The following is a 23,810-nucleotide window of genomic DNA, read 5'->3' as shown; positions in this document are numbered from 1 at the left end:
GACCTCCACAGGTCTGTTGATGGGTTGTGGATGAGGGCGGCCCCGCTTCATTGGCGTGAGAGGGGGCCGCCTTCGCTGTGTGCGGGGGGCTACTGGGTGGCCGTGGTGTCGGCCATGTCGTCGAAGTTCAGGAGGAGCTGGCCGAGTTGTCGGCGGGTGATGTCCCGCCGGTAGGGCTCGTCCAGGTCGCCCCAGTCGAGTTCGACGGTGACCACCTCGAAGGCGGAGTCGTCTTCCATGTGGTGCTCCTTGGTTAGCGGTGGTTGATGGTTCCGGTGGCACGACCGAAGAGGCCGGTGGCGGTGACGTGCTGGGTGACGTGCTGCACCGGCCCGCCGCGGTGCGCGCGGCTGCGGCCGGTGCGGAGGATCAGGGGGAGGGCGGTGCCGGCGGCGATGAGGGCGACGAGGGCCCAGAGGGCTTCGGCCATGGCGAGGAGTCCGGGGGCGGCGTAGGAGATTCCGATTCCTGCCGCCCCGATGCCTCCACCGACGGTCGGGGCGAGGAGGGCTGTGGTCTTGGCCCACGCGGGGACAGGTTGCACGGCCGGCGGTAACACCGTGGCCACGTCCGGGTGCGTGTAGGCGAGGGTGCGGGTGCCGTTGGGGAGGGTGACGTATTGGACGCCGGGCGGTATCTCGGCGGGCAGCATCCGCGGTTCGGGGACGGCCGGCGGGTAGAGGATCGCGTCCCTGTACCGGAGCGGCGCCGGGACGGCCTGCTGGGCGGATTCGTAGGGCATGGCGGACTCCAGGGAAGACCGGCAGGGCCCGAGCCGGGGCAGCTGGGGCCCCGTCTGAGCGGGGTGTCTGGGGCGTCAGGGCGGGTGTCTGGTGGGGGTGTCTGACGCGTCAGACACCCGTCTGACACCCCTCGCGCGCACGTATGACCTGTGTATTGGGGCTGCTGGCCTGGCAGGGGTGTCAGACGCGTCTGACGCGTCAGGCCGCCTGCTGGTACGGGACGATCCGGTAGCGGCCGACCTCGCTGGTCTCGGCGAGGCGGCCGGCCATGACGAACTGGGCGACCTGTCCGGAGACCCAGGAACGGCCGCGGCCGTAGCGGTCGCAGTAGGCCATGAAGTCCGCCGGGCCGACCACGTCCCGGCCCTCGTCCTCGAACTCTTCGAGGACTTCCTCCATCGCCGCGCGGGCCTCTGCAGTGCTGATCTTCGGACGCGGTTCGTCGGCCGGCGGCCGGGCCGCGAACTCGACGACCTGCTCGACTTCGGGGAGTTCCTGCTCCGCGTCGATGAACTCCCCCTCCTCGTAGTCGTCCTCCTCGCCGAACCCGCCCGGCGGCCGCTGGTCGTAGTCGTCCTCGCCGGGGTAGTAGCCGTTCTCCTCGTCCTCGTCGGGGCTGTAGCCGTTGGGCATGGTGGTCTCCGGCTGGTCGGTGGTGCCGGGCATCGGGTAGCGGGTGCGGCCGGTGAAGGCCCGGTCGGCGGAGCGGGCGGCCGCTCCGGCGGTGACGGGGTCGATGGCGGCGCGGGTGCCGTGGAAGGTGAGGACGACCCAGTTGAGGTAGTCGACGCTGGAGAGGTAGTCCCGCATGGGGGTGGCCCATCGGTCGTCGGGGACGCCGTTGGCGACGAGGTAGGAGTAGCCGGGCTTCTTGTCCTTCCACACGTGCGGTGCCGCGCCCGCGTCGAGGATCTCGTCGTCGAGGGCGAAGCGGGCGTCGCCCTCGCTGCGGACTCCGTGGACCCAGGAGGATCCGAACGCGGCTCGGGTGTCGGTGGAGACCTGGTTGCCGGAGGCGCGTTGCATGGAGATGACGAGGGAGATGCCGGCAGAGCGGGCTTCCTGGGCGATACCGGTGAACACGTCGTCGTCGGTCTCACGGATCGTCTTCGCGGCTTCTTCGAACCAGGCCAGGAGGTAGGGCATGCCGGGGGAGCCGTCGGCCTGGGTCTTGGCGCAGGCGGGGACCCACTGCTTGTAGCCGTACTTCGCCAGCCATGCCGTCCTCGCGGGGATGACGGCGGTGAGGGCTTTGATCATGGATTTGGTGGAGGGCATGTCGAGGGCGGCCCAGTCGATCGCAGGCAGGAGCGGGCCGAGCGTTTGCTCTGCCTTCGCGGGGTCGGACGCCCATACGGTTACGTCGTGCCGGGTGACGACTTCGGCGAGGGCGGTGAGGCCGCCCTCGGACTTGCCGGAGCCGGGCATCCCCATGACCAGGAAGTGCGCTGCGTTGCGGGCTGCTTCGGGGTCGCCGGGGAAGTAGATGACGGCCGGAGTGCCGTCCTCGTAGATCCCGACGTGGACCGGGTCGGCGATGGAGCCGCCCGGGTGGGAGGGGCCGGGGCAGGGGACGGTGTTCTTCAGCAGGTCCAGCGGGACCACGGTCAGCATCACCCTGGACGCCGAGTCGGGGTTCTCCTGGATCCGGATCGCCGTCTTCGGCACGTCTAGGGCGCCCGCGATGCGGGTGATGTTCCTGGAGACGTCGTCTGGGGTGAGCTCGCCGCGGGGAAGCTGGAGGTCGAAGGAGGCCTTGTTCGGGCCGACCTCCGTGCGGAGGACCTGGGTCTTGGCCAGGCCGACCTTCTCCAGGAAGCCTCCGTCCGCGCCGGTAGTGGTGCCTTCGACGTTCTTGCGGAGGATCTGGCGGATGTTCCACGACAGGGCGAGGGCGGGGGCGCCGATGAAGTACAGCTCCCCCAGCGGCCCCGCCCCGGGCCCTGCGATCGCCGCCGCGGTGAACCAGGTGGATGCGGCGGCGACGGTGACGGCGGAGTGCAGGCGCCGCTGCTGGGTGGTCGACTTGCCCGCCCACCAGGTCAGGCCGGTGAGGGCGACGGAGGCGAGGGTGAGGCCGGCGGTGACGCCGGGCTCGCCGGACCAGAAGTAGTGGGCGGGCAGGGAGGCCAGGCCCGTACCGGCCCCGGCGAGCCACGGCGGCAGGTGGGGCTTGGCGCGGTGGAGCAGGTACTCGCCGATCCCGCCGCCCTCGCCATGGGGGTCGTACTCCTGCCGCATGTCGTCGGTCGTGGTGGTTCGGGGCATGTTCTGACCTCCCTACAGGTCGGTGTCGGCTATCCGTTGAAGTCGAAACGGCGGCCCTGGCGGGGCCGGCGGTTCTGGGCCAGCTGGGGGTCGAACTCCCGCTGGAACGCGGCATAGGTGGCGGCAAGGTTCTTTGCGGTGCCGAGGGCGTCTTCGGCGGCCTTCTTCATCCGCCGCGACACCCTCCGCGCCCGGGCCCGGGAGCCGAAGGGGCGGCCCTCGGGGTCGGGGATCTCTTTCAGGACGGCGTTGAGCACTTCGGCGGCGTTGGCCAGCTCGAACGACATCTGCAGGAACAGCCCGCGGCCGCCCTCGCAGTAGTTGCGGATGTCCACGTTGGAGAAGAACTCCGGGTCACCCAAAGGCGAGTACATCCGCCCGCCCCGCTGACCCTGCCCCTGTCCGCCCTGCTGGCCGCGGCCGTTGCGCGGACCGTAGCCCCCGCCGCTCTGGACGCCGGGGTCGCTGATGTGGAAGTGGTACTCACGCGACTTGCTGCGGTTCGTCGTCCGCGACCGGCTCGAACCGCCCTGACCGCCGGGAGCGCTGGCCGGGCCGGGCTGCTGCCACGGCCCCTGCTGCCATCCGCCCTGCTGCTGGCCGCTGCCGTTCTGGGGACGGCGGGGGCCGGGGGTGCCGTTGTTGGGCATCCAGGTGTTGTTGGACATCAGCGGGTCCCCTTAGCAGTGAGGGTGGTGCGCAGGCGGGCGAACAGCCACGTGATCTGCGCGTCGAGGGTGATCAGCGACCACAGGCCCATCAGGACCGGCTCGGCCGGCCCGAACCACAAGGCCAGGGCGAACCAGGCCAGCGAGGCCAGCGCGAGGACCGCCAGAGCAATCCGGCGGGCACGAGCGGCGGGCGTCCCGACGGGGCGGCCCTTGGCCTTCCAGCCCAGGACGATCAGCGGGACGGCTGCGGCCGGGGCCGCGACGAGCGCGGCCCACGGCGTGATCAGGTGAACGATGCCCGTGACGGGCAGCAGCAGGAGTGCGAGGCCGGTCGGGGCCCAGGTGCGGCGGTGCTTCCACACCCACCGGCCCGCCGCCGCGGTGGCCCGCTGGGTCAGGGTCGGCTCCTCGGAGACGACCACGATCACCTGCGGCCCCTGACGGCGGCCGCGCTGACGGGGAATGCGGACGGTGGGCGCGTCGCCCTTCGCGGTGTGTGTGCGGGTACGGCGAGACACAGCAGAACTCCTTCAGGCCGAGAGGGTCCGGGCGGCGCGCTGTTCAGGGAAGTCGTGGCAGGCCACGCACATGCCGAGCGAGGCCGGGATCACATACGGGAGGTGATCGAGGCAGACCGGGCACCGCCGACGGGCCGCGCCGGCCTTGGCGAGGGCCGCCCACCGGTTCGGGGTCATCGGCCGGACGGGCTTGGCGAGGTCGATCCGGTAGAGGTAGGCGACCAGCGGGCCCCGCCGCCGACGGGGCCGCTCCAGCTGGGCAGCGACGTCCTGGCCGCCCGGCCGCAGCCCCAGGGAGCGGAGCTGTCGGCGGGTGGCCAGCCCGTCGGGAGCGAGACGCCACCGGTATACGGGCAGGGTGCTCATCGGCCGAGGGCCGGAGTAGCGGCGGCGTCGCGGTGTTCCTGGTAGCGGGCGGAGGCCCAGCCGACGGACCAGCCGGACAGTTCCGCGGCCACGCGGACCGGGACCCCGGCCGCGAACGCGGCGGCCACGGTGGCGCGGGCCTGCCCCTCCGGCAACTTGGCCGCAGGTGGGCCAGCTGCGAGGAGGGCGGCGCGTTCACGCTCCAGCCGCTCCTGTTCACGGACCCGTTCACGGCGCTCACGCTCGGCCCGCTCCTTGGCCTCCAGTTCGCGCTGCTGGACGGCCTGACGCTCCAGGCGTTCACGCTCGGCCTCGGCCTGTTCACGCTCGCGTTCAGTGCGTTCACGAGCGTCCCGCTCGGCCCGCTCGACAGCCTCGGCCCGCTCTGCTTCCTCGCGCCGGACCCGGTCCTGCCGGTCCGCTTCCTCACGCGCCAGACGGGCCTCATGTTCACGCTGTTCACGGGCGATGGCCACCTCGTGCTCGCGCTGTTCACGAGCGGCCCGGAGCCGGTTCTCCTCCCGCTCCGCCGCTGCCCGTTCCCGGGCGTCCTGCTCGGCCCGCTTGTGGGCTTCCACGGCCAGGACGGCGGCGGTCAGGGCCCGTCGGTAGGCGAGCCCTGCCTCCGCGGTGACGATCAGGAGGAGCGGGGCGACCGAGTGCACGGCGACCCCGACCAGGTCCCCAGCCAGCGCGGATACGCCTACGTTGAGGGCGAGGGTCATGGTGCCGGTCATCCACCGCAGCGCCACCGGCCAGGCCCCGCCGTGCCCGCCCAGACGGGCCAGAACGGAGTCCAGGCGGACCACGATCACCACCGCCGCATCCACGACGAGCGGCAGGATCGGGGCCGTCCACCGCCATGCGGCCGGCGTGTGCGCGGCCATGAGCGGTGTGACCGTGAGGACGGAGTAGAGCATCGAGCCGCCCACGATCAGCCACGTCCCGACCGAGAGAGCCCGCTCGGATGAACGGATCTGAACACGGTTCACGACACGCCCTCCACCCGTGAACGCTCCCCGTCGGCGATGGAGACCGTGGCGTAGCCGGTCAGCTTCACGATTCCGCCGGAGTAGCTGGTCTCGGCCTTCAGGACGCGGGTGAGGCCACCGGACTGAACACCGTGCGACACGTTCCGGGACGGGATCCCCAGAGCCGCACACCACGTCTCGAACCCGTCGAGGTCGTCGTGGAAGGCGAGCTCCAGCACGTTCGGGTAAACCGTCGAGATCGACACGCATGGTGCCGGAAGGTGCCGGTAGCGGTCCTCGAAGATGCGCAGCGCCATCAGCGGCGCGGCCATGGCCGAGAGGGGCATCGCCGGTGTGGTCATGCGGCACCGCCCGGCATGCCCGCTGCGGCGGCGGCCTGGTTGGTCAGGTCCCGGCGGACGGCGAGCATCCGCCGGCGGGCCCGGCGGATCCGCTGCTCGTCCAGCTCGGACGGCGCCCGGTCCAGCACGGCGATCTCCGCGTCGAGCAGGTCGACCTCCGCCAGGATCAGCGGCATCTCCCACGCGATCGCGTCCAGCTCCGAGTCCGACGGCTCCAGACCGTCGGACCATGGGGTAACGAGGTCCTGAAGTGCAGCGATGGACTTCACGGGTCTTGCTCCTTCTACAGAGGAACGGGACTCAGCAGCCCCCGGCGCGGCAACGCCGGGGGCTGCACTGCAATGCGGGTGAAGCAGGAAGAACTCCGGCTCCCCTCAACCCCGCCCGTACACCGCCGAAGCGGGGGACAGGCGGAGGAGGCAACCAGCCGCAGCCGTGTGACTGCGGAAGTTGGTGATTCAGGCGTCTCGCCTTCGGGAGCGCGCTCCCGTTGCAGGCGTGCGAGACGGTGACCTTTCGGTCTTGCCCTCCGGTTGACCAGGGACCCGGGACCCTCGGCCCGCTCTGTCCCGGGCCCCTTGACCTCGGCCGGCCTTGACACAGGCACGCCGAGGTCCCGCACTCCCTGGCCGGTCAGACCGTCGGGTGAGTACGCCCCTAAGGTTCCCTAGGGTTCCCTGCGGTGTCAAGCAGTAAGCTAGGGAACCTCAGGGATGTCACGACGAGGAGCGAACGACATGGCAGGTCAGGCCGACAATCGGGCGCCTTACGCGAGGATTGCTGCCCACTACGCCGAGCTGATCGCGTCCGGTGAGCTGCAGCCGGGGACCCTCATGCCGAGCATCAAGAACCTCTCGGAGGAGTGGCGGGTCAGCACGGCCACAGTCGAGAAGGCGCTGCGCAAGCTCCGCAATGACGGACTCATTCGGGGTATCCACGGCATCGGCACCGAGGTCTTGGACCCGCCTTCCCCCATGTCCTCTGGTTCTCAGCGACAGGATCGTGGACGCCGTACAGGATCCAGCTGGGGAGACGGAGAGCGCTCCGACTCGCACCAGGCTGGTGTGGTGCCGGCGCCCGCGGATGTGGCGCAGGCTCTGGATGTTCAGCCCGGCTCCGAAGTGGTCCGCCGTAGCCGCGTCTACCGGGACCGGCACGGCATCGTCGCGCACAGCACGTCGTGGATTCCCGCTCGCTATGCCCAGCTGATCCCGCAGCTGGCGATGAGCGAGCGGCTGACCGGGGGCACCTCGCTGCAGCTCATCTCGGAGGCGACCGGACACCCGATCAGCCACCGCATCGACACGGCCTCCGCTTCCCGCCTGACCCCTGAATTCGCGGAACTCCTGGAGCTGGATCCCGACGACACGCCTTCGGACCCTGTGGTCGTCATGACCGCGAAGTTCGTCGATAGCGAGGGCAACGTCGTGGAGTACGGCGTAGACCTCGGTGGCCCCGGCCGGACATGGCGGACGGAATCCGAGGTCGTTGCATGAGTGGCGCGGACGAGACGCAGGAGAGCCTCGCGCTGCCCCATCCGCCGATCTGCGTCCTCATGGTGGGGCTCCCCGGCTCCGGCAAGACCACCCTGTCCCGGGCCCTCACCGACCGCGGCTTTGTGCGCCTGTGCCCGGACGAGGAGATGTTCCGCCGGCACGGCGTCTACGGGGTGGACTTTCCGCGAGGCGTCTTTCCGACCCTCGAGCGCCCCGTCCTCGAAGACGTGGCCGTCGAGCTGAGGGAGCACCTGAAAGCCGGTCACGACGTGGTGGTCGATCACGGCTTCTGGACGCCGGAGGAGCGAGCGAAGTGGCGCTCGATCGCCATCGACGCGGGGGCAACCCCTCTCCTCGTCTATCTCGCGGTGGGGCATGCCGAGTTGTGGACCCGGATCAGCAGGCGCAACGAGTTCCACGCGAACGATCCGAATGCGATCTACTTCTCCGAGAGCGACCTCCAGCGCTACCGCACCCGGTTTTTCCCTCCTGAGGTCAACGAGCCGCACGTGCGGTATGACGGCGATCCCGCAACCGTGATCGGCGCTCTGCACGGCTTTCGCTGAGGCTGATGTGCAAGGCGCAAGTCCAGGTCGGGGACTCTTCCGACCTGGACTTGCTTATGAACCTCTGGCAATTGGTCAAGCCCGGGGCTTAAGTCCCGGGCTCGCCAGTCTTGTTCCGAAATAGAGGAATAACTCCTTCTTGGGTATCGATTTCTCGCACCTCTAGGAACAGATCCTCACGCACGGGAGACCTGGCTGTGACCGTTCGGAAAATTCCGGGAGTCACCCGCGACTCCTTCGCCAAGGATAGTTCGTCCATCCCCACGCTCGAAAGGATCTCTACGGCCTTCGGGTAGAGGGATGGTTGTTCAACGGCAGGCATTTCTCCTGGTTCTCGGCGACGCCAACCCTTGGAAGACAAGTAGGCGACCGCATTTCGGTAGGTCACGTCACTCATGACGCCGAGAGCCCTTGATCGGTACAGCAGCGCTTGAAGGCTTACGCCGTAGCTCTCCTTGAGCTTGGCGAGAATTCTCCAATCTGCCTTATTTGGGAGGAGGTCACGCAGTTCTTCTTCCGGGAGGAGGAGTTCGGCTGCAAAGCGGTGGGCCTGATTTTCAACCACCTTGCTTCCTGGCTCGGCATCTACATGCATCACGAGATGCCCAATTTCGTGAGCCACGTCGAAGCGCTGGCGATAATAATCCTCTTTGGTCGGGTTCAGTACTACCGTGGGCCTGTATCCGTCATTGAAGGAATACGCGTCCACGGCGGCAGTCTGCGCAGGGCTGAAAACGACCACGACGCCATGGTTCTCTGCCAAACGAACTAGGTGGCCTACCGGCCCTGAGCCGATGTTCCAGTGCTTCCGGAGGAGGCGGGCCGCCTCCTCCGGAAGGTCGCTGGTCTCATCTTCCACGTCGACGCTTAGCTGCGGAAGGTCTGGCTCAGGGAACTCGACGTGCCGTTCGAGGGCTGCCCCCACATCCCCGGAAATCACGCCGTAGGCGAATGCTTGATCACGCGCCAATTGTGTCGTCGAACGCAGCGACCGAAAATGGGGAACAGAGTCGCTGGATGTTGACTGGTTAGGGCCAGGAAGGAAGAAGCCGGGATCCACTCCAAGTGTCAGGCAGAGCTGCGCGACTGTAGCGGGAGCAGGGCGTTTCATGTTGTTTTCATACGCCGCGACAGCGGTTGGGCTCTTGTCGATCTTTACCGCAAGAGCGTTCTTCCTCAGGCCGATTAGTTGCCTCGCAAGCGTCAACCGTCGGCCGTCGAATAGGCGAGAGGCGTCACCAACCTGCACCTCTGTGCGGCGTGCGGAATTCATGACCATCCACTCGTTTCATTACTTGTTGATCTCTCCCTGCGCCTGACGGTGCTCGCCGTTCCCTTCCGACGGCTGGCGGCGAAGGCGAACGGGTGCATCCTGAACGTCGGAGACGCCAGGGAGCGGGCTGGGAGACATGGGAGTCGGTTCGGCAGTGGGGGTTCCCGGGTCGGCAGCAAGTAGATCATGCTTCCAGTACCAGGCATCTCCACCGCCCCGATTGAGCCGGGAGCGCCCCAAGTAGAGTTCCCGAATGTCGAGCTCCCGCTCAATGCTGTGGGCGACGATGAGCGTTGTCGCGTTGAGTTCCGCGTTCTGTTCCCTCATTGCGGCGACAGCGGCAGCAACGGACTCGGGCTCCTCGTCGAAGAGGGTGGGGTTGGGGTCCAGCCATCCGCGCGGCCGCCCTTGCGACGCTGCGCGCTGTTTGGTGGGGCTCTTCTGTGGCCAAGGGATGCGGTTGCTTTCGCCGTAGACGAACGACGTGAGTAGAAAGCGCCAATCCCCGCACCGCCAGCCCGGAGACTGGTTGAGGGGGGACCACACCACCACACCTGGGGTGATGAGTGGCATTTTGCGATGCTCGCCGGGGGCCAGCCCAGCGGCAAGCAGGTCCAGGCCGGCGAAGGCGGATTCAGGTGAGTCCACACCGTGCTTGCCTGTGGCGAAAACGCGGTGCAGTCGGTCAACCAAGAGCCGGTGAGCGGTAGAGCCAACCCAGCCCTGATCGTGACCCGTGTCGGGGTCGAAGTCGTCCATGGTGCGCCGGTAGGCAGACCTGTCAGCCCATGAAAGGGCCGCAAGAACACCATTGGACTCAAGGTCATCAAGCGCATCCTGCTGTTCGCTCATGCCTCATGACTCTACCCCATATCAGTAACATGCGCGTGAAAATAAACCAGGGATCGGTGATGGCGCTCTACAGTGAACCGAACATGTGAGCGATTGAAGCTCAACCTAACGTCCCACCGTGCGCTCCGCCAGTACTTGTCTCCGGCCGAGGCGTCGAGGCTCTGCGGCAGGTTGGCTGCACCGTCCGGCAGCGGCCGGAGCAGAGCTTCTCCAAGCCATCGGGCCTGGACTTGCGGAGGGAATCGAGGGCTGCCTCTCGGGGCGCGAGGGTCTCGTTTCCGGGCTCAGTTGAGCCAGAATCTGCGGTCGTGCGCCAGTGTCCGCACCCGTATGAGAGTTGGGCTGAGCAGCGACGGAAGGCGTCGCCCGATCGACTACGGGCGGCCGTGGATCGTGATCGGACAACTTGTAATGCGTAGGTCGTCGGTTCGAATCCGACAGGGGGCCCCACCGGAACCCCGGCTCGGATCCCCGAGCCGGGGTTCTCGCGTTCCCGTCGGGCCGCGGTCAGTGGCGGCCCGAGATGCGGTCGGCCAGGCGGGCCAGGGGGGTCGTCGTCGGGCGGTGGGTGGCGGTCTCGTGGCGGTCCGCCTCGCGGTAGGCGGCGTAGAGGGCCTGGACGCCGAGCCAGCGGAAGGGTTCCGGCTCCCAGCGGCGGACGCGGTGGTCCACCCAGGGCAGGGTGGTCAGCTCGGTGGATTCGCCGAGGACCAGATCGCGCAGGGTGCGGGCCGCGAGGTTGGCGGTGGCGACGCCCGAGCCCACGTAGCCGCCCGCCCAGCCCAGGCCCGAGGTGCGGTCCAGGGTGACGGTGGCGCACCAGTCGCGGGGCACGCCGAGCACGCCCGACCAGGCATGGGTGATCTCCGTACCCGCGAGCTCCGGGAAGAAGGAGGTCAGGAGGGTGGTCAGGGCGGAGACGGTGGCCGGCTGGGTGCGGCCGTCGTTGTCGGTGCGGGAGCCGAAGCGGTACGGCACCCCGCGGCCGCCGATCGCGATGCGGTCGTCGGCGGTGCGCTGGGCGTACATGTAGGCGTGGGCCATGTCGCCGAGGAGCGTGCTGTCCGACCAGCCCAGTCGGGACCAGGTCTCGGCGGGGAGAGGGGCCGTCACGATCATCGAGGAGTTCATGGGGAGCCATGAGCGCTTCTGGCCCTTGAGGGCGGCGGTGAACCCCTCGGTGCAGCGCAGAACGTAGGGGGCGCGGACCGTGCCGTACGGGGTGACGGCCCGGCGCGGGGCGATCTCGGTGACGGGTGTGGACTCGTGGATGACCACCCCGAGGGCTTCGACGGCGGCGGCCAGGCCCTTGACCAGCTTCAGGGGGTGGATGCGGGCGCCGTGGGGGCTCCAGCTGGAGCCGACGGCGTCGGCGATGTCGATGCGGGCGCGGGTGGCGGTGGCGTCGTGGAGTTCGCGGTCGGTCTCGCCGAAGGCGACCTCGTGGGCGTGGAAGGCCTTCAGGCGGCTGAGTTGGGCGGGGGTGCGGGCGACTTCGAGGACGCCGCCGCGGTGGATGTCGGCGTCGATGCCCTCCTTGGCGGCGACGTCGATGACCTCGGTGACGGTCTCGTTCATGGCCTGCTGGAGGCGGCGGGCGGCCGGGCGGCCGTGCAGGGCGGCGTAGCGGTCGCGGCCGGCGATGCCGTTGTAGAGCCAGCCGCCGTTGCGGCCGGAGGCGCCGTAGCCGCAGAACTTCTGTTCCAGGACGGTGATGCGGAGGTCGGGGGCGGCGCGCTTGAGGTAGTAGGCGGTCCACAGGCCGGTGTAGCCGCCGCCGACGATGACGACGTCGGCCGTGGTGTCGGTGGTGAGGGGGGCGCGGGGTGGGGTGGGCGGGGTGCCGTTCCGCTCGGACGCGTACCAGAAGGAAATGCCGCCGTTGATCGTCATGGGGGAGTTGGTACACCTCGTTCCGGAGGGGTGTCCAGGGACGCGGTGTCGTGGTTGGGGGGTGTGGGGGCGGCGGTCTGCGGGTTGCCCCGCGGGCCGTGTGCCGGGGCTCTGCCCCGGACCCCGCGCCTCAATCGCCGGCGGGGCTGGTTGTGGCGGGCTTGTCGGCGGGTGTCGGGGCGGGGTGCCGGGGCGGGGTGTCTCCTCGGCTCGCACGGTTCGGCATGTCCCGGCTGTGCTCGGTGGTGCGCGCTCGTCCTGCGGGGACACCCCGCCCCGTCCCCCCACCCCTCAGCCGCATGCCCACGGGGAAGGCGGTGGGCCGTCGCTGTCGAAGCTCTGCCGTGGGGCGGGGACACGCAGGAGGGTCCCCGCAGGACGAGGCGCGACCATGGCCGTCTGGCCGAGACAGGGCCGCGGGCGCCGAGCCGAGGAGATCCTCGTGCGGGGCCCCGCCCCACCCCTTCAAGCCCCGCCGGCGTTTGAGGCGCAGCCCCCGCGGGGGCCGCCCGCACTCCCAACCGCCGAGCCGCCCGCAGGGCACCCCGCAAGGCACCCCGCGGGGATACGGTCCGAAGATGGTGGAGATTCCGGATGGGTTGATCGAGGCGCAGGTCGGGTTCAACGGGGACGCCGGGCGGGAGTTCATTGCCGCGTTGCCCGGGCGGGCAGCGCGGTTTCTGGAGGAGTGGGGGCTGCGGCGGACCGGGCCGGTGATGCACGGGGTGACGGCGCTGGTGCTGCCGGTGGAGCGGGCCGACGGGAGTGGGGCCGTGCTGAAGCTGGTGGCGGTGGACGAGGAGAGCGTGGGGGAGCCGGTCGCGCTGCGCGCGTGGGACGGGCAGGGCTGCGTACGGCTGCTGGAGCACGACGTGGATACCGGGACCCTGTTGCTGGAGCGGCTGGACGAGGGGCGGGATCTGGCGGCGCTGGCGCGTGAGGACGCGCGGCGGGCGGTGGTGGTGGTCGGGGAGTTGGTGGCGCGGCTGACGGCGGTGCCGGCACCGGCGGGGATGCGCGGGCTCGGTGGGATGGCCGCCGGGATGCTGGAGGAGGTGCCGCGGGCGCTGGGGCAGTTGGCGGAGGCGCGGGACAGGCGGGTGCTGAAGGACTGCGCGGCGGCGGTGGCGGAGGTCGTGGGGGAGCCGGGGGACCGGCTGCTGCACTGGGACCTGCACTACGAGAACGTGCTGGCGGGTGGCCGGGAGCCGTGGCTGGCGATCGACCCGAAGCCCTTGGCGGGCGATCCGGGTTTCGATCTGATGCCGGCGATCATCAACAACTTCCGGGCCGGGGACGTGCGGTGGCGGTTCGACCTGTTGGCGGAGGTGGCGGGGCTGGACCGGGAGCGGGCGCGGGCCTGGACGCTGGGGCGGGTGCTCCAGAACTGCCTGTGGGACGTCGAGGACGGGGAAGTGCGGCTGGACGAAGATCAGTTGACGGTGGCGGAGGTGCTTCTGGGGAGGTGACGGGTCAGGGTTCCAGGACGACCTTGCCGGTGGTGGCGCGGGTTTCGAGGTCGTGGTGGGCGGCTGCGGCCTCGGCGAGCGGGTAGCGGGTCAGGGCGGGGCGCAGGCGGCCCGCGGCGGCTTCGGCGAGGGCGCGGGTTTCCAGGACGCGCAGGGGGTCGGGGGCGCCGACCTGCTGGAGCATGACGGGGCCGAGGACGCTCCGGGTGGTGATGGCGCGGGCGTCGAGGTCGGCGCGTTCGGCGTCGGTGAGGTGGAGGGGGCCGCCGGACCAGCCGAAGACGAGGTGCCGGGCGCCGGGGGCGAGGAGGCCGAGGGCGGTGCGGGCGGTTTCGCCGCCGACGGAGTCGAAGAGGACGGTGGCGCCGCCGGGGTGGTGGGCGCGTACGGCGTCGGGCCAGGTGGGGTCGGTGTAGTCGAGGGCGAGGTGGGCGCCGTTCGCCGCGGCCCGGGCGGTTTTGGCGGGGCCGCCGGCGAGGGCGATGACGGTGGCGCCGGCGTTGACCGCGTACTGGACGAGGAGGGTGCCGATGCCGCCGGCGGCGGCGGGGATCAGGGCGACCGAGTCCGGGCCGAGGTCGGCGAACTGCAGGATCCCGAGGGTGGTGCGGCCGGTGCCGATCATGGCGACGGCTTCGGCGGGGTCGAGGCCGGGCGGTACGGGGTGCAGGCGGTCGGCGTCGGCGACGGCGTACTGGGCGTAGCCGCCGGGGGCGAAGCCGAGGTGGACGACGACGGTGCGGCCGAGCCAGGCGGGGTCGGTGCCGGGGCCGAGGGCGTCGACGGTGCCGGCGACCTCGCGGCCGGGGACGGTGGGGAGCTCGGGGAGCGGGGCGGGCGGGCCCTGGATGCCTTGGCGGAGGCTGGTGTCGAGGAGGTGGACGCCGGCGGCGGCGACGGCGATGCGGACCTGGCCGCGGGCGGGGACGGGGGTGTCGGTGTGCTCGTAGGAGAGGTTCTCGGCGGGGCCGAAGGCGTGGAGGCGGATGGCTCGCATGGTGGTCATGGCGATCAGGGTGCTACCTCAAGTGGAGTTGAGGTCAAGGGCGGCTGTTGGCGGTTGTTGTCAGTGGGGTGGTCCACGATGGGGGCATGGCACGCAAAGGGCAGCAGCAGACGGTCAGGGCGGCGCGGCGGCCGGAGCTGAGGCTGCCGGAGCTGACGGTGTGGGAGGGGGGCGGGCTGGAGCCGGACGGGGACTACGACGGGCTGGAGTTCGCGGATCTCGACCTGGCGGGGCAGGAGGGGATCGGGTCCCGGTTCATGGACTGCGCGGTGCGGCGGTGTGCGCTGGACGAGGCGGGGCTGGCGAAGGCGCGGGTCCTGGATTCGTTGCTGGAGGGGGTCCGGGGAGTGGGGACGGACCTGTCGGGGGCCTCGCTGCGGGACGTGGAGGTGGTGGACGCACGCCTGGGCGGGGTGCAGTTGCACGGTGCGGTGCTGGAGCGGGTGGTGGTCCGCGGGGGAAAGATCGACTATCTGAACCTGCGGAAGGCGCGCCTGACGGACGTGGTCTTCGAGGGGTGCGTGCTGGTGGAGCCGGACTTCGCGGGGGCGGTGCTGGAGAGGGTGGAGTTCCGGGACTGCGCGCTGCGGGGGGTGGATTTCAGCGGGGTGCGGATGACGGACGTGGATCTGCGGGAGGCGTCCGTGCTGGAGATCGCGCGGGGGGTGGAGGCGCTGGCCGGGGCGGTGATCAGCCCGGCGCAGCTGTTCGACCTGGCCCCGGCGCTCGCTTCCCAGCTGGGGGTGCGGGTGGTTCCGTAGGCGGGCCCGTGGGTCGGGTGCGGCGCCGTTGCCGGGGCGCTGCCCCGCGCCTCGAACGCCGGCGGGGCTGGAGTCGTGTGCCGGGCGGTGGTTGCGGCGAATGGGCGAGCGTTCGGATGCCTGGACGGGCGGTGTGTCGGGCAGCTGCCTAACGTCGCAGGCAGACACATCGGTGCGCGAGGTCCGTGGAGGTGGCATGTCCCGTCGGAGCCGCTGGATAGCAGGTGCCTGTGCCAGTACGGCCGCCGTCGGCCTGCTCGTCGTGGGCGGCTTCTTCGGGAGCCCGCCGCCGCGGCAGGGGGCCGGGGGCAGCGCGCGGACGGAGGGCGCCCAGGCCACCGGGGTCGCCGTGGGCGCCTATCTCCACTATGACTCGCTCGGCGTCGAGCGGATGGCGGAACTCTCGCGCTGGCTCGGCGGTGCCGAGCTGCGCGCGGGGCATACGTATCTGCCCGGCGACACCTGGTTCAACATCGAGGGGGCACCGAATTCGCTGGACACCTGGGCGCGGTGGCGCAAGGAGAAGGCCGATCGGCTGTTCGTGCTGAACGTGCCCATGCAGGAGCGCAACGAGGCCGGTGTTGCCGACGACCGGGTCGCGGAGCTGATCCGCTCCGGTGCCCAGGGGGCGAACGACCACCACTTCCAGCGGCTGGCGAGGCGTCTGGTCGACCTGGGGGTGCCGGACACGGTGATCGTGCTCGGCTGGGAGATGAACGGCTTCAACTACACCCACCGGTGCCGTCCCGACCCGGAGAACTGGAAAACGTACTGGCGGCGGATCGTGGCCGCCATGCGGTCGGTGGAGGGGCAGCGGTTCCGCTTCGACTACGCCCCCAACCGCGGGGGTGACGCGATCGCCTGGACCAGCTGCTATCCCGGTGACGACGTGGTCGACGTCATCGGTATGGATTCCTACGACCAGGAGCCCGGCCGGACCTTCGAGGAGCAGGTCACCCAGCCGTACGGGCTCCAGCAGCAGGTCGATTTCGCGAAGGCGCACGGCAAGCGGATCTCGTACCCGGAATGGGGGCTGTTCCGGCACGGCGACAATCCCGCGTACATGCGGGGCATGCTGGCCTGGTTCGTCGCGCACGAGCCGCTCTACCACAGCATCACCGACTACTGCCCGCACGGCGTGTGGCAGTGCGGGCAGAACCCGCGCTCCACCCAGGTGTTCCGGGAGTTCCTGTCCGCCGGGCCGACGGGGCCGACGGGGCCGACGGGGCCGATAGGGCCGCCGACTGGCTCGGCGCGGCGCTGACCGTCCCAGTGAGCGGGCCGCCCGCGGGGGCGGTCTACGCCGGGACGCGGGGGAAGCGGGCCTGGAGGGTCCAGATGGCCGGGTTGTCGGCGAGGCCGTCGTGCATGTCGATCAGGTCCGCGATGAGGTCGTGCAGGAAGTCGCGGGCCTCGCGGCGCAGCAGGCGGTGGCTGAAGGTCAGCGGGGCTTCCTCGGCGGGCATCCAGTCGGCCTCGACGTCGACCCAGCCGAAGCGGCGCTCGAAGAGCATGCGGTCCGTGGACTCGGTGAAGTCGAGTTCGGCGAACTGCCGGTTGGCGGAGCGGTTGCCGCGGGGGTCCTTGTCGAGCTGTTCGACGATGTCGCACAGCGCCCAGGCGAAGTCCAGTACGGGCACCCATCCCCAGGCTGTGGACACTTCCCGGTCCGCGTTGGTGTCGGCGAGGTAGACGTCCCCGCAGAACAGGTCGTGCCGCAGGGCGTGGACGTCCGCGGAGCGGTAGTCGGTCTGCGGGGGGTCCGGGAAGCGCCGGGAGAGGGAGTAGCCGATGTCGAGCACGTAGCCGATGGTGTCACGGGTGCCGGGGGCGGTCACCTCCGGTGTCAGGGCAGGAGCCGCTGTTCCTTGGCCACGGAGACCGCGCCGGCGCGGGTGTCGACGCCGAGTTTGTCGTAGATGCGGCCCAGGTGGGTCTTGACGGTGGCCTCGCTGATGAACAGGGCGCGGGCGATGTCGCGGTTGCCCAGGCCCCGGGCCAGCTGGCCGAGGATGTCGAGTTCGCGGTCGGTCAGGGTGGGGCGGGTGCCGCGCATGTGGGCCATGACCCGGCTGGCCACCGGCGCGGACAGGGTGGTGCGGCCCTGGGCGGCGGAGTGGATGGCGGCGAAGAGTTCTTCCGGGCGTTCGGCCTTGAGGAGGTAGCCGGTGGCGCCGGCGCCGATCGCACGGGTGATGTCCGCGTCGGTGTCGTAGGTGGTGAGGACCAGGACGTGCGGGGGCCGGGGGAGGGCCGTGATGCGGCGGGTGGCCTCGACGCCGTCGATGCCCTCGCCCAGCTGGAGGTCCATGAGGACCACGTCGGGGTGGAGCTTCGCGGCGAGGGCGACGGCCTCCTCGCCGCTGCCCGCCTCGCCGAGGACCTCGATGTCGGGCTCGCTTCCGAGCAGGGCCAGGAGTCCGGCGCGGACCACCACGTGGTCGTCGCAGAGGAGGATCGTGGTCATGGGGCCGGCTCCAGGGGGATGGCAGCGGAGAGGACGGTGCCCTCGCCCGGCGTGGATTCGATCGTCAGGGTGCCGCCGAGCTGGCGGACGCGGGCCCGCATGGCGGGAAGGCCGTGGCCGCGCCCGTCGGCGTCGGTGCGGGGGTCGGTGAAGCCCTGGCCGTCGTCGGCGACGTCCAGGACGACCTGGTCGCCCAGGAAGCTCAGGGTGAGGGCGGCCGTACGGGCACCGGAGTGCTCGCGGACGTTGGCGAGCGCGCCCTGGGCTATGCGCAGGAGGGCGGACTGGACGCGGTCGGGGAGCGGGGCCGGGGTGCCTTCGAGGTGGAAGCGGACCTCGATGTCCGGGCCGGCGTCGAGGGAGCGCAGGGCTTCGGTGAGGCCGGCGCCGTCGGCGAGCTCGGGCGGGGCCAGGTCGTGGACGAGCCTGCGGGCTTCGGCGAGGCCGTGTGCGGCGATGCCGGTGGCGGTACGGACGTGCGCGCGGGCGGTGGCCGGGTCGGTGTCCCAGGTGCGGTCGGCGGCCTGGAGCAGCATCTGCTGGCTGGAGAGGTTCTGGGCGAGGGTGTCGTGGATCTCCATGGACAGCCGTTGCCGTTCGGCGAGGGTGCCTTCGCGGCGTTCGGTGGCGGCCAGCTCGCGGCGGGTGCGGATCAGGTCGTCGATCAGGGTGCGCTGGGCCTGGGCCTGGCGTTCCATGTGGACGAAGACGGCGGTGGCGAGGGCGGCGACGGCGGGCGGGGCCAGGAGGAGGTTGGGGTCGAAGGACTTGGCCAGCTGGAGCTGGGCGATCACCACGAAGCCGGTGAGGAGGGCCACGAGGACGATGGCGGCGCGGGGCGGGAGGGTGCGCAGGGCGGTGAAGAACAGCGGCACGGCGCACCAGGCGAAGCTCGGCGCGAGGACGACCAGGACCATCCACGTGGTGACGACCAGGCCGAGCCACAGCAGCCGTCGGGCGGTGGGGGCGGCGCCGAGGGCGGGGCCGAGTACGTAGAGCAGGGCCAGGGTGATGCTGAGGGCGAGGATCCACGGGGTGCGGGGTTCGCCGGGGTGGCGGAGGAGGAAGCGGACCAGGGAGGCGCCGAGGAGGAGGAAGAACGCGGTGTGGGCGACCGTGGCGAGTGTTCGGGTGTCCGGCTTGCCGGCGGGGTGCACGGGGTGCTCCTAGGTCGGGGGCATGCGTCCATTGTCGGCTGCGGCGCCGCTCCGGGGCTCCGCCCCGCACCCCGAGCCTCAAACGCCGGCGGGGCTGAGTCTTTCCTTGCCGGAGGCGGGCCGCATCGGCCGATCGGATGACCCCGGGGTCATCCGGTGCGGTGGGTGGGGCGAGCCGGTACGGGGACGGGGTGCGGGGGTCTGCGGGCCGAGGCTTGGAGCAGTGAAGGAGCCGGTCCGACCGGCCCGGAGCGACCCGATGCCGATCCCGTGCCACCGTGCCACCGTTCTCAGGAGCAGAGATGAACACCCGCACCCGCGTTCTCACCGGTACCGCCCTCGCCATCGCCCTGGGCGCCGGAGCCTTCGGTGCCGTGAGCGCCAGCGCGACCCCCGCCTCGGTCTCCTCGAAGAAGGACGGGCCCTCCGACAAGAACTTCACCACGACGACGCACCTCACCGTCGACGCCGCGACCCGCGCCGCCCAGGCCGCGCTGAAGGCCGCCGAGTCCGAGAACCAGAAGGTGACGGTCGCGGTCGTCGACCGCAACGGCAACACCATCGTCACCCTGCGTGGCGACGGCGCGGGCCCGCAGTCCTACGAGTCGGCGCAGCGCAAGGCCTTCACCGCGGTGTCCTGGAACGCCCCGACCTCGGTGCTCGTGGGCCGCCTCGCCCAGACCCCGAACCTGAAGGACATCCCGGGCACCCTCTTCCTCGGTGGCGGCACCCCGGTCCAGGCCAACGGCGCGCCCGTCGCCGGTGTCGGTGTGGCCGGCGCCCCGAGCGGTGACCTGGACGAGAAGTTCGCCAAGGCGGGCGTGGACGCTCTCGGCAAGTAGCCCGCGGAGCCCGCCCGCCTAGGATCGAGTACGTGGAACTCCGTGCTCTCTCCCGCCTCGCCGCCCCTGCCGTCGCCGCCCTGCTCGCCCTCACCACGGGGTGTACGGGGGAGACGGTGCAGGGGCGGCCGGGTGCGTCGGGGCTGCGCGATCCGTATTTCCCCCGGGCCGGTAACGGCGGCTACCAGGTCGACCACTACGCGCTGGACCTGGACTACGACCCCGCCGACGGGCAGCTGCGCGGCACGGCCGTGATCACGGCCCGCGCCGAGCAGGCCCTCAGCTCCTTCAATCTGGATTTCAGCGGTCTGCAGGTCGAGGGCGTGACCGTCCAGGGCGCGGGGGCCCGGTACAACCGGACCGGTACCGAGCTGACCGTGCGCCCCGCCGAGGACCTGGAGAAGGGCGAGGTCTTCCGTACGCGGGTCGACTACAGCGGGAAGCCGAAGGCCCTCACGGATCCGGACGGCGCCAAGGAGGGCTGGATCGCCACGGACGACGGCGCGGTCGCCGTCGGCGAGCCGGTCGGTTCGATGACCTGGTTCCCCGGCAACCACCACCCCGCGGACAAGGCCGCCTACGACATCACCATCACCGTTCCGCGGGGCTACGAGGCGGTGTCGAACGGCGAGTTGCGCTCCCGTACCGAGGACGCGGACGGGCGGACCGTGTTCGCGTGGCACAGTCCGGAGCCGATGGCGAGCTATCTGGCGACCGCCGCCGTCGGGCGGTACCGGGTGACGACCGGGCGGACGCCCACGGGGACCGGCCTCTACAGCGTCGTGGCGCCCGGGGAGGAGGCGGCGGACACCGGTCCGCTCGCGCGGCTGCCGGAGATGGTGGACTGGAGCGCCGGCCGGTTCGGTCCGTATCCCTTCGCGACGGCGGGTGCGATCGTGGTGCCCGCCGGGACCCTCACCTACGCGCTGGAGACCCAGGGCCGGCCCGTCTACTCCGGTGCGCCGAAGGACGCGGAGCTCGTCGTGCACGAGCTCGCGCACCAGTGGTTCGGCAATTCGGTGTCGCCGAAGTCCTGGAAGGACATCTGGCTCAACGAGGGTTTCGCGACCTATGCCGAGTGGCTGTGGGCCGAGGACCACGGCGGGCCGTCGGCGCAGCAGCACTTCGAGGCGTTCCTGTCCGGGGACACGGACGTGGACAGGGACGCCGGTGTCGACTGGTACGCCTTCCCGCCGGCCTCTCCGCCCGGGCCCGAGGAGATCACGGCGGCCCCCGTGTACTACCGCGGTGCGATGGTGCTGCACCGGATCCGGCAGGAGGTGGGCGACGAGAAGTTCTTCGCCCTGGTGCGCGGTTGGGCCGCCGACCACCGCCACGGGAACGCGAGCACGGCCGATTTCACCGCCTACGCCGAGGAGAGGACGGGGCGGGACCTGAAGAAGGTCTGGGACGTGTGGCTGTACGGGAAGGACCGGCCGAAGCAAGGGCCCAGGTAGCGGCCCGGTCCGCTACGGGGTTTCGAGCGGCTTGCGCAGCACGGTGCAGTCGCGGCCCAGCTCGCGGTCCTTGGCCTTGCGCAGGGTGACGTACCCCTGGGACTGCCAGAAGGCGAGGGCCCCGGGGTTGTTGTCCAGTACGGCGATCCGTACGCCCGTGCGTCCGGCGGCGCGGAAGCGGTCCTCGACCAGGGTGGCCACGGCGCGGCCGTATCCCTCGCGGTGTGCGGTGGCGTCGATGAGGAGCAGGCCGATCCACGGGTCGGGGTCGTCGGCGGCGGGGGCCTGCGCGAGGGTGGCGGCCAGCCCGACGAGGCGTCCGGCGGAGCGGGCGAGGAGCACCTCGGCGCTGTCGTGGGCGAGTTCGGCGGCGAGCGCGGCGGCGACCTGTTCGACCGTGATGCGGTCCGGGTCGGGGAAGTCTCCGCTGAGTTCGAAGAACGCGTGGTTCGTCGAGTAGAGGGCGGCGATCTCGGTGAGCACCGGGCCGGGAAGGGCGCCGTCGACGGGGACGAGCGGTTGCAGGATCACCCGTCGAACGGTAGCGAAGCCCCCTCCCCGGACGGCTGGGAGGGGGTTTCGCCGGTGCCGGTGTCCGGCGGCTGCCGGACGGGGCGGTCCTAGACGTTGACGCCGAAGTCCTGCGCGATGCCGGTGAGGCCGGAGGCGTAACCCTGGCCGACGGCGCGGAACTTCCACTCGGCGCCGTTGCGGTAGAGCTCGCCGAAGACCATGGCGGTCTCGGTCGCCGCGTCCTCGGAGAGGTCGTAGCGGGCGATCTCGGCGCCGCCGGCCTGGTTCACGACGCGGATGTACGCGTTGCGGACCTGGCCGAAGTTCTGGCTGCGGGCCTCGGCGTCGTAGATGGAGACCGGGAAGACGATCTTGTCCACGTCGGCCGGGAGGCCGGCGAGGTTGACGTTGATGGCCTCGTCGTCGCCCGCGCCCTCGCCGGTGCGGTTGTCGCCGGTGTGGACGATGGTCTGGTCCGGGGTGGACTTGTTGTTGAAGAAGACGAAGTGGCCGTCGGAGACGACCTTGCCCATCGCGTTCACGGCGATGGCCGAGGCGTCGAGGTCGAAGTCGACACCGGTCGTCGTACGGACGTCCCAGCCGAGGCCGACCGTGACGGCGGCGAGGCCCGGGGCCTCCTTCGAGAGCGAGACGTTGCCGCCCTTGGACAGGCTGACAGCCATGGGAATGTCCCTTTCCTCATCCAACATGCACGTACAGGCGGTCAAACTACCGCTGCCCCCTATAACGCGACGAGAGGCCGGTCGGGTTCCCGTCGTGAATTGTCCGTGACGGCGGATCTTCGGGAGCCGATCGCGGAGAGGGCGCAGGAGGGCGCAGGCAGGGCGCAGGCAGGGCGGAGGAGGGCGCAGGCAGGGCGCAGGCAGGGCGGAGGAGGGCGGTAAATACGGGTGACGGCGGCCGTGCCGGGGGCGGATCATAGGGGCATGTCTGGTCCTTATGTCATCCGCGGTTCCGTCGTGCTTCCCGAGGGGGAGCTCGCCTGGCGGTTCTCGCGTTCCTCGGGGCCGGGCGGTCAGCACGTGAACACCTCGGACTCGCGCGTGGAGCTGCTGTTCGACCTGGCGGCCACCAAGGCGCTGCCCGAGGTGTGGAAGGCGCGGGCGCTGGAGCGGCTGGCGGCGAAGCTGGTGGACGGGGTGGTGACCGTACGGGCCTCCGAGCACCGCTCGCAGCTGCGCAACCGGGAGATGGCGCTGGTCCGGCTGGCCTCGCTGCTGGCCGAGGCGACGGCGCCGCCGCCGAAGCAGCGCCGGCCGACGAAGATCCCGCGCGGGATCAACGAGCGCCGGCTGCGCGAGAAGAAGGCACGGGCCGAGACCAAGCGCGGCCGCACGGGCCGGGACTGGTAGCCCCGCCCGTGCCCGTCTTACGACCCCAGGTGCCGGTAGCGGCCGCGGAAGTACGTCAGCGGCTGCCCGTCGGGGGAGGGCAGGCCGGCGGTGAGGACCCGGCCGACGACCAGGGTGTGGTCGCCCGCCTCGACGCGGTTCTCCGTACGGCATTCCAGGGTGGCCAGGGCGCCGCTCAGCAGGGGTGCGCCGGAGGCCTCGCCGCGTACGTACGGCAGGTCGGCGAAGAGCAGCCGGTCGCTGATGCGGCCCTTCATCGCGAAGCGGCCCGCCACCTGGAGCTGGTGGTCGGCGAGGACCGACACCGCCCACAGGGGCTGTTCCGCCAGGAGGTCGTCCATCCGGGAGCCCTCGCGCAGGCTCACCAGGACCAGCGGCGGGTCCAGGGACACGGACATGAACGCGGTGGCCGTCATGCCGACGTCCTCGCCGCGCGGGCCGTCCGCCGTCAGCGGGGGTTCGTGCGCGGTGATCAGGCACACGCCCGCCGCCAGCCGGGACATCGCGGCCCGGAACTCGTCATTGCTCACTCCCTCAGCATGGGGGGTTCCGTGGGACGGGGCGGGTACGGGGGTCGTCTTCAGCACGCCGAAACGCTAATCTCGCCCTTCCGCGCCGCACATCGGGCCCTGGTCCGAGTCGCGCCCCCGCCCCTTGGCCTAGGCCCGGGCGTATCGTTTGCTCTCCGGAATGTGAGGGAGCGCTCCCAGTCGTGCGCGGGCCCGCTGCGCACCGATATTCACCTGATGTGACTTGAGTCACAGAGGGCAAGATTTGTTGACCCTG

At 70.9% G+C, this 23,810-nt stretch carries 27 protein-coding genes; 8 read left to right on the top strand and 19 right to left on the bottom strand.

The genetic code is table 11. From position 1 onward, the window contains the following. Positions 1-89: 89 nt before the first annotated feature. The 9 genes from ACXNSR_RS17680 to ACXNSR_RS17640 all read right to left on the bottom strand — a co-directional run bounded on the left by ACXNSR_RS17680 (position 90) and on the right by ACXNSR_RS17640 (position 6,168). Positions 90-239: a hypothetical protein gene (locus ACXNSR_RS17680; protein ID WP_458642964.1), complete on the bottom strand. Its 150-nt coding sequence runs from the start codon at positions 237-239 to the stop codon at positions 90-92. A 14-nt stretch (positions 240-253) separates the two neighbouring features. Next, positions 254-742, bottom strand: coding sequence for a hypothetical protein (locus ACXNSR_RS17675; RefSeq protein WP_458642963.1), 489 nt, complete (start codon positions 740-742; stop codon positions 254-256). A gap of 199 nt (positions 743-941) precedes the next feature. Continuing rightward, positions 942-3,011 (bottom strand): plasmid transfer protein TraB, encoded by a 2,070-nt coding sequence (gene traB, locus ACXNSR_RS17670; protein WP_458642962.1) that lies wholly within the window; start codon positions 3,009-3,011, stop codon positions 942-944. 29 nt (positions 3,012-3,040) lie between these two features. After that, entirely contained in the window at positions 3,041-3,679 is a 639-nt protein-coding gene (gene traA, locus ACXNSR_RS17665; RefSeq protein ID WP_458642961.1) for a plasmid transfer protein TraA, read from the bottom strand. Further along, positions 3,679-4,200 carry a hypothetical protein gene (locus ACXNSR_RS17660; RefSeq protein WP_458642960.1) on the bottom strand — a complete coding sequence of 174 codons (522 nt, stop codon included), beginning with the start codon at positions 4,198-4,200 and terminating at the stop codon, positions 3,679-3,681. The genes traA and ACXNSR_RS17660 overlap by 1 nt, the downstream gene beginning before the upstream one ends. A gap of 12 nt (positions 4,201-4,212) precedes the next feature. Beyond that, the gene (locus tag ACXNSR_RS17655) at positions 4,213-4,566 is read right to left on the bottom strand and encodes an RRQRL motif-containing zinc-binding protein (protein ID WP_458642959.1); all 354 of its coding nucleotides are present in this window, start codon (positions 4,564-4,566) and stop codon (positions 4,213-4,215) included. After that, on the bottom strand, positions 4,563-5,558 hold the full coding sequence (locus ACXNSR_RS17650; RefSeq protein WP_458642958.1) for a DUF2637 domain-containing protein: 996 nt from the start codon (positions 5,556-5,558) through the stop codon (positions 4,563-4,565). The genes ACXNSR_RS17655 and ACXNSR_RS17650 overlap by 4 nt, the downstream gene beginning before the upstream one ends. Beyond that, positions 5,555-5,899, bottom strand: coding sequence for a hypothetical protein (locus tag ACXNSR_RS17645; RefSeq protein WP_458642957.1), 345 nt, complete (start codon positions 5,897-5,899; stop codon positions 5,555-5,557). The genes ACXNSR_RS17650 and ACXNSR_RS17645 overlap by 4 nt, the downstream gene beginning before the upstream one ends. Then, a complete protein-coding gene (locus ACXNSR_RS17640) occupies positions 5,896-6,168 on the bottom strand; it encodes a DUF6284 family protein (protein ID WP_458642956.1) in 273 nt (90 codons plus the stop codon). Before ACXNSR_RS17640 ends, ACXNSR_RS17645 begins: the two co-directional genes overlap by 4 nt. A 468-nt stretch (positions 6,169-6,636) precedes the next feature. Between ACXNSR_RS17640 and ACXNSR_RS17635 the strand changes: the two genes are divergently transcribed. Both ACXNSR_RS17635 and ACXNSR_RS17630 read left to right on the top strand, forming a co-directional pair. Further along, positions 6,637-7,395 (top strand): GntR family transcriptional regulator, encoded by a 759-nt coding sequence (locus ACXNSR_RS17635; protein ID WP_458642955.1) that lies wholly within the window; start codon positions 6,637-6,639, stop codon positions 7,393-7,395. Further along, the gene (locus ACXNSR_RS17630) at positions 7,392-7,961 is read left to right on the top strand and encodes an AAA family ATPase (RefSeq protein ID WP_458642954.1); all 570 of its coding nucleotides are present in this window, start codon (positions 7,392-7,394) and stop codon (positions 7,959-7,961) included. The genes ACXNSR_RS17635 and ACXNSR_RS17630 overlap by 4 nt, the downstream gene beginning before the upstream one ends. Positions 7,962-8,049: 88 nt before the next feature. Here the strand turns inward: ACXNSR_RS17630 and ACXNSR_RS17625 are convergent, their stop codons facing one another. The 3 genes from ACXNSR_RS17625 to ACXNSR_RS17615 form a co-directional block, all read right to left on the bottom strand. Then, the gene (locus ACXNSR_RS17625) at positions 8,050-9,234 is read right to left on the bottom strand and encodes a helix-turn-helix domain-containing protein (protein WP_458642953.1); all 1,185 of its coding nucleotides are present in this window, start codon (positions 9,232-9,234) and stop codon (positions 8,050-8,052) included. 18 nt (positions 9,235-9,252) lie between these two features. Further along, a complete protein-coding gene (locus tag ACXNSR_RS17620) occupies positions 9,253-10,086 on the bottom strand; it encodes a hypothetical protein (RefSeq protein WP_458642952.1) in 834 nt (277 codons plus the stop codon). Between the two features lie 507 nt (positions 10,087-10,593). Continuing rightward, positions 10,594-11,979 (bottom strand): NAD(P)/FAD-dependent oxidoreductase, encoded by a 1,386-nt coding sequence (locus tag ACXNSR_RS17615; protein ID WP_458642951.1) that lies wholly within the window; start codon positions 11,977-11,979, stop codon positions 10,594-10,596. A 578-nt stretch (positions 11,980-12,557) separates the two neighbouring features. Between ACXNSR_RS17615 and ACXNSR_RS17610 the strand changes: the two genes are divergently transcribed. Continuing rightward, a complete protein-coding gene (locus ACXNSR_RS17610; protein WP_458642950.1) occupies positions 12,558-13,448 on the top strand; it encodes an aminoglycoside phosphotransferase family protein in 891 nt (296 codons plus the stop codon). A gap of 4 nt (positions 13,449-13,452) precedes the next feature. On the opposite strand, the gene ACXNSR_RS17605 is transcribed toward ACXNSR_RS17610, so the two are convergent. Next, entirely contained in the window at positions 13,453-14,445 is a 993-nt protein-coding gene (locus tag ACXNSR_RS17605; RefSeq protein WP_458643333.1) for a zinc-binding dehydrogenase, read from the bottom strand. Between the two features lie 95 nt (positions 14,446-14,540). Between ACXNSR_RS17605 and ACXNSR_RS17600 the strand changes: the two genes are divergently transcribed. After that, positions 14,541-15,215, top strand: a complete 675-nt coding sequence (locus tag ACXNSR_RS17600; protein WP_458642949.1) for a pentapeptide repeat-containing protein — start codon at positions 14,541-14,543, stop codon at positions 15,213-15,215. Between the two features lie 196 nt (positions 15,216-15,411). After that, entirely contained in the window at positions 15,412-16,479 is a 1,068-nt protein-coding gene (locus tag ACXNSR_RS17595; protein WP_458642948.1) for a glycoside hydrolase family 26 protein, read from the top strand. Positions 16,480-16,513: 34 nt separating this feature from the next. Here the strand turns inward: ACXNSR_RS17595 and ACXNSR_RS17590 are convergent, their stop codons facing one another. Genes ACXNSR_RS17590 through ACXNSR_RS17580 form a run of 3 tightly spaced genes read right to left on the bottom strand, consistent with a single transcriptional unit; the run spans position 16,514 to position 18,839 of the window. Then, positions 16,514-17,017 (bottom strand): hypothetical protein, encoded by a 504-nt coding sequence (locus ACXNSR_RS17590; RefSeq protein WP_030009244.1) that lies wholly within the window; start codon positions 17,015-17,017, stop codon positions 16,514-16,516. Positions 17,018-17,061: 44 nt separating this feature from the next. Then, on the bottom strand, positions 17,062-17,682 hold the full coding sequence (locus tag ACXNSR_RS17585) for a response regulator (RefSeq protein WP_030009243.1): 621 nt from the start codon (positions 17,680-17,682) through the stop codon (positions 17,062-17,064). Next, a complete protein-coding gene (locus ACXNSR_RS17580; RefSeq protein WP_458642947.1) occupies positions 17,679-18,839 on the bottom strand; it encodes a sensor histidine kinase in 1,161 nt (386 codons plus the stop codon). The genes ACXNSR_RS17585 and ACXNSR_RS17580 overlap by 4 nt, the downstream gene beginning before the upstream one ends. A gap of 302 nt (positions 18,840-19,141) precedes the next feature. Here ACXNSR_RS17580 and ACXNSR_RS17575 point away from each other — a divergent pair, with 302 nt between their 5' ends. Both ACXNSR_RS17575 and ACXNSR_RS17570 read left to right on the top strand, forming a co-directional pair. Then, positions 19,142-19,681, top strand: a complete 540-nt coding sequence (locus tag ACXNSR_RS17575; RefSeq protein WP_458642946.1) for a GlcG/HbpS family heme-binding protein — start codon at positions 19,142-19,144, stop codon at positions 19,679-19,681. Positions 19,682-19,713: 32 nt separating this feature from the next. Further along, positions 19,714-21,138 (top strand): M1 family metallopeptidase, encoded by a 1,425-nt coding sequence (locus ACXNSR_RS17570; protein ID WP_458642945.1) that lies wholly within the window; start codon positions 19,714-19,716, stop codon positions 21,136-21,138. 12 nt (positions 21,139-21,150) lie between these two features. Here ACXNSR_RS17570 and ACXNSR_RS17565 read toward each other — a convergent pair whose 3' ends face one another. Together ACXNSR_RS17565 and ACXNSR_RS17560 are read right to left on the bottom strand one after the other, a co-directional pair. Next, entirely contained in the window at positions 21,151-21,669 is a 519-nt protein-coding gene (locus ACXNSR_RS17565) for a GNAT family N-acetyltransferase (protein WP_458642944.1), read from the bottom strand. Between the two features lie 89 nt (positions 21,670-21,758). Further along, on the bottom strand, positions 21,759-22,334 hold the full coding sequence (locus tag ACXNSR_RS17560; RefSeq protein WP_458642943.1) for a TerD family protein: 576 nt from the start codon (positions 22,332-22,334) through the stop codon (positions 21,759-21,761). A 264-nt stretch (positions 22,335-22,598) separates the two neighbouring features. On the opposite strand from ACXNSR_RS17560, the gene arfB reads away from it, so the two are divergent. Beyond that, the gene (gene arfB, locus ACXNSR_RS17555) at positions 22,599-23,024 is read left to right on the top strand and encodes an alternative ribosome rescue aminoacyl-tRNA hydrolase ArfB (protein WP_458642942.1); all 426 of its coding nucleotides are present in this window, start codon (positions 22,599-22,601) and stop codon (positions 23,022-23,024) included. Positions 23,025-23,041: 17 nt separating this feature from the next. Here the strand turns inward: arfB and ACXNSR_RS17550 are convergent, their stop codons facing one another. Beyond that, on the bottom strand, positions 23,042-23,611 hold the full coding sequence (locus ACXNSR_RS17550) for a flavin reductase family protein (RefSeq protein ID WP_301369948.1): 570 nt from the start codon (positions 23,609-23,611) through the stop codon (positions 23,042-23,044). Positions 23,612-23,810: the final 199 nt, after the last annotated feature.

It is taken from the genome of Streptomyces sp. NC-S4, from assembly GCF_054353315.1.
The sequence above is the reverse complement of the archived record's forward strand: the minus strand, read 5'-3'. Positions and strand labels throughout refer to the sequence as shown.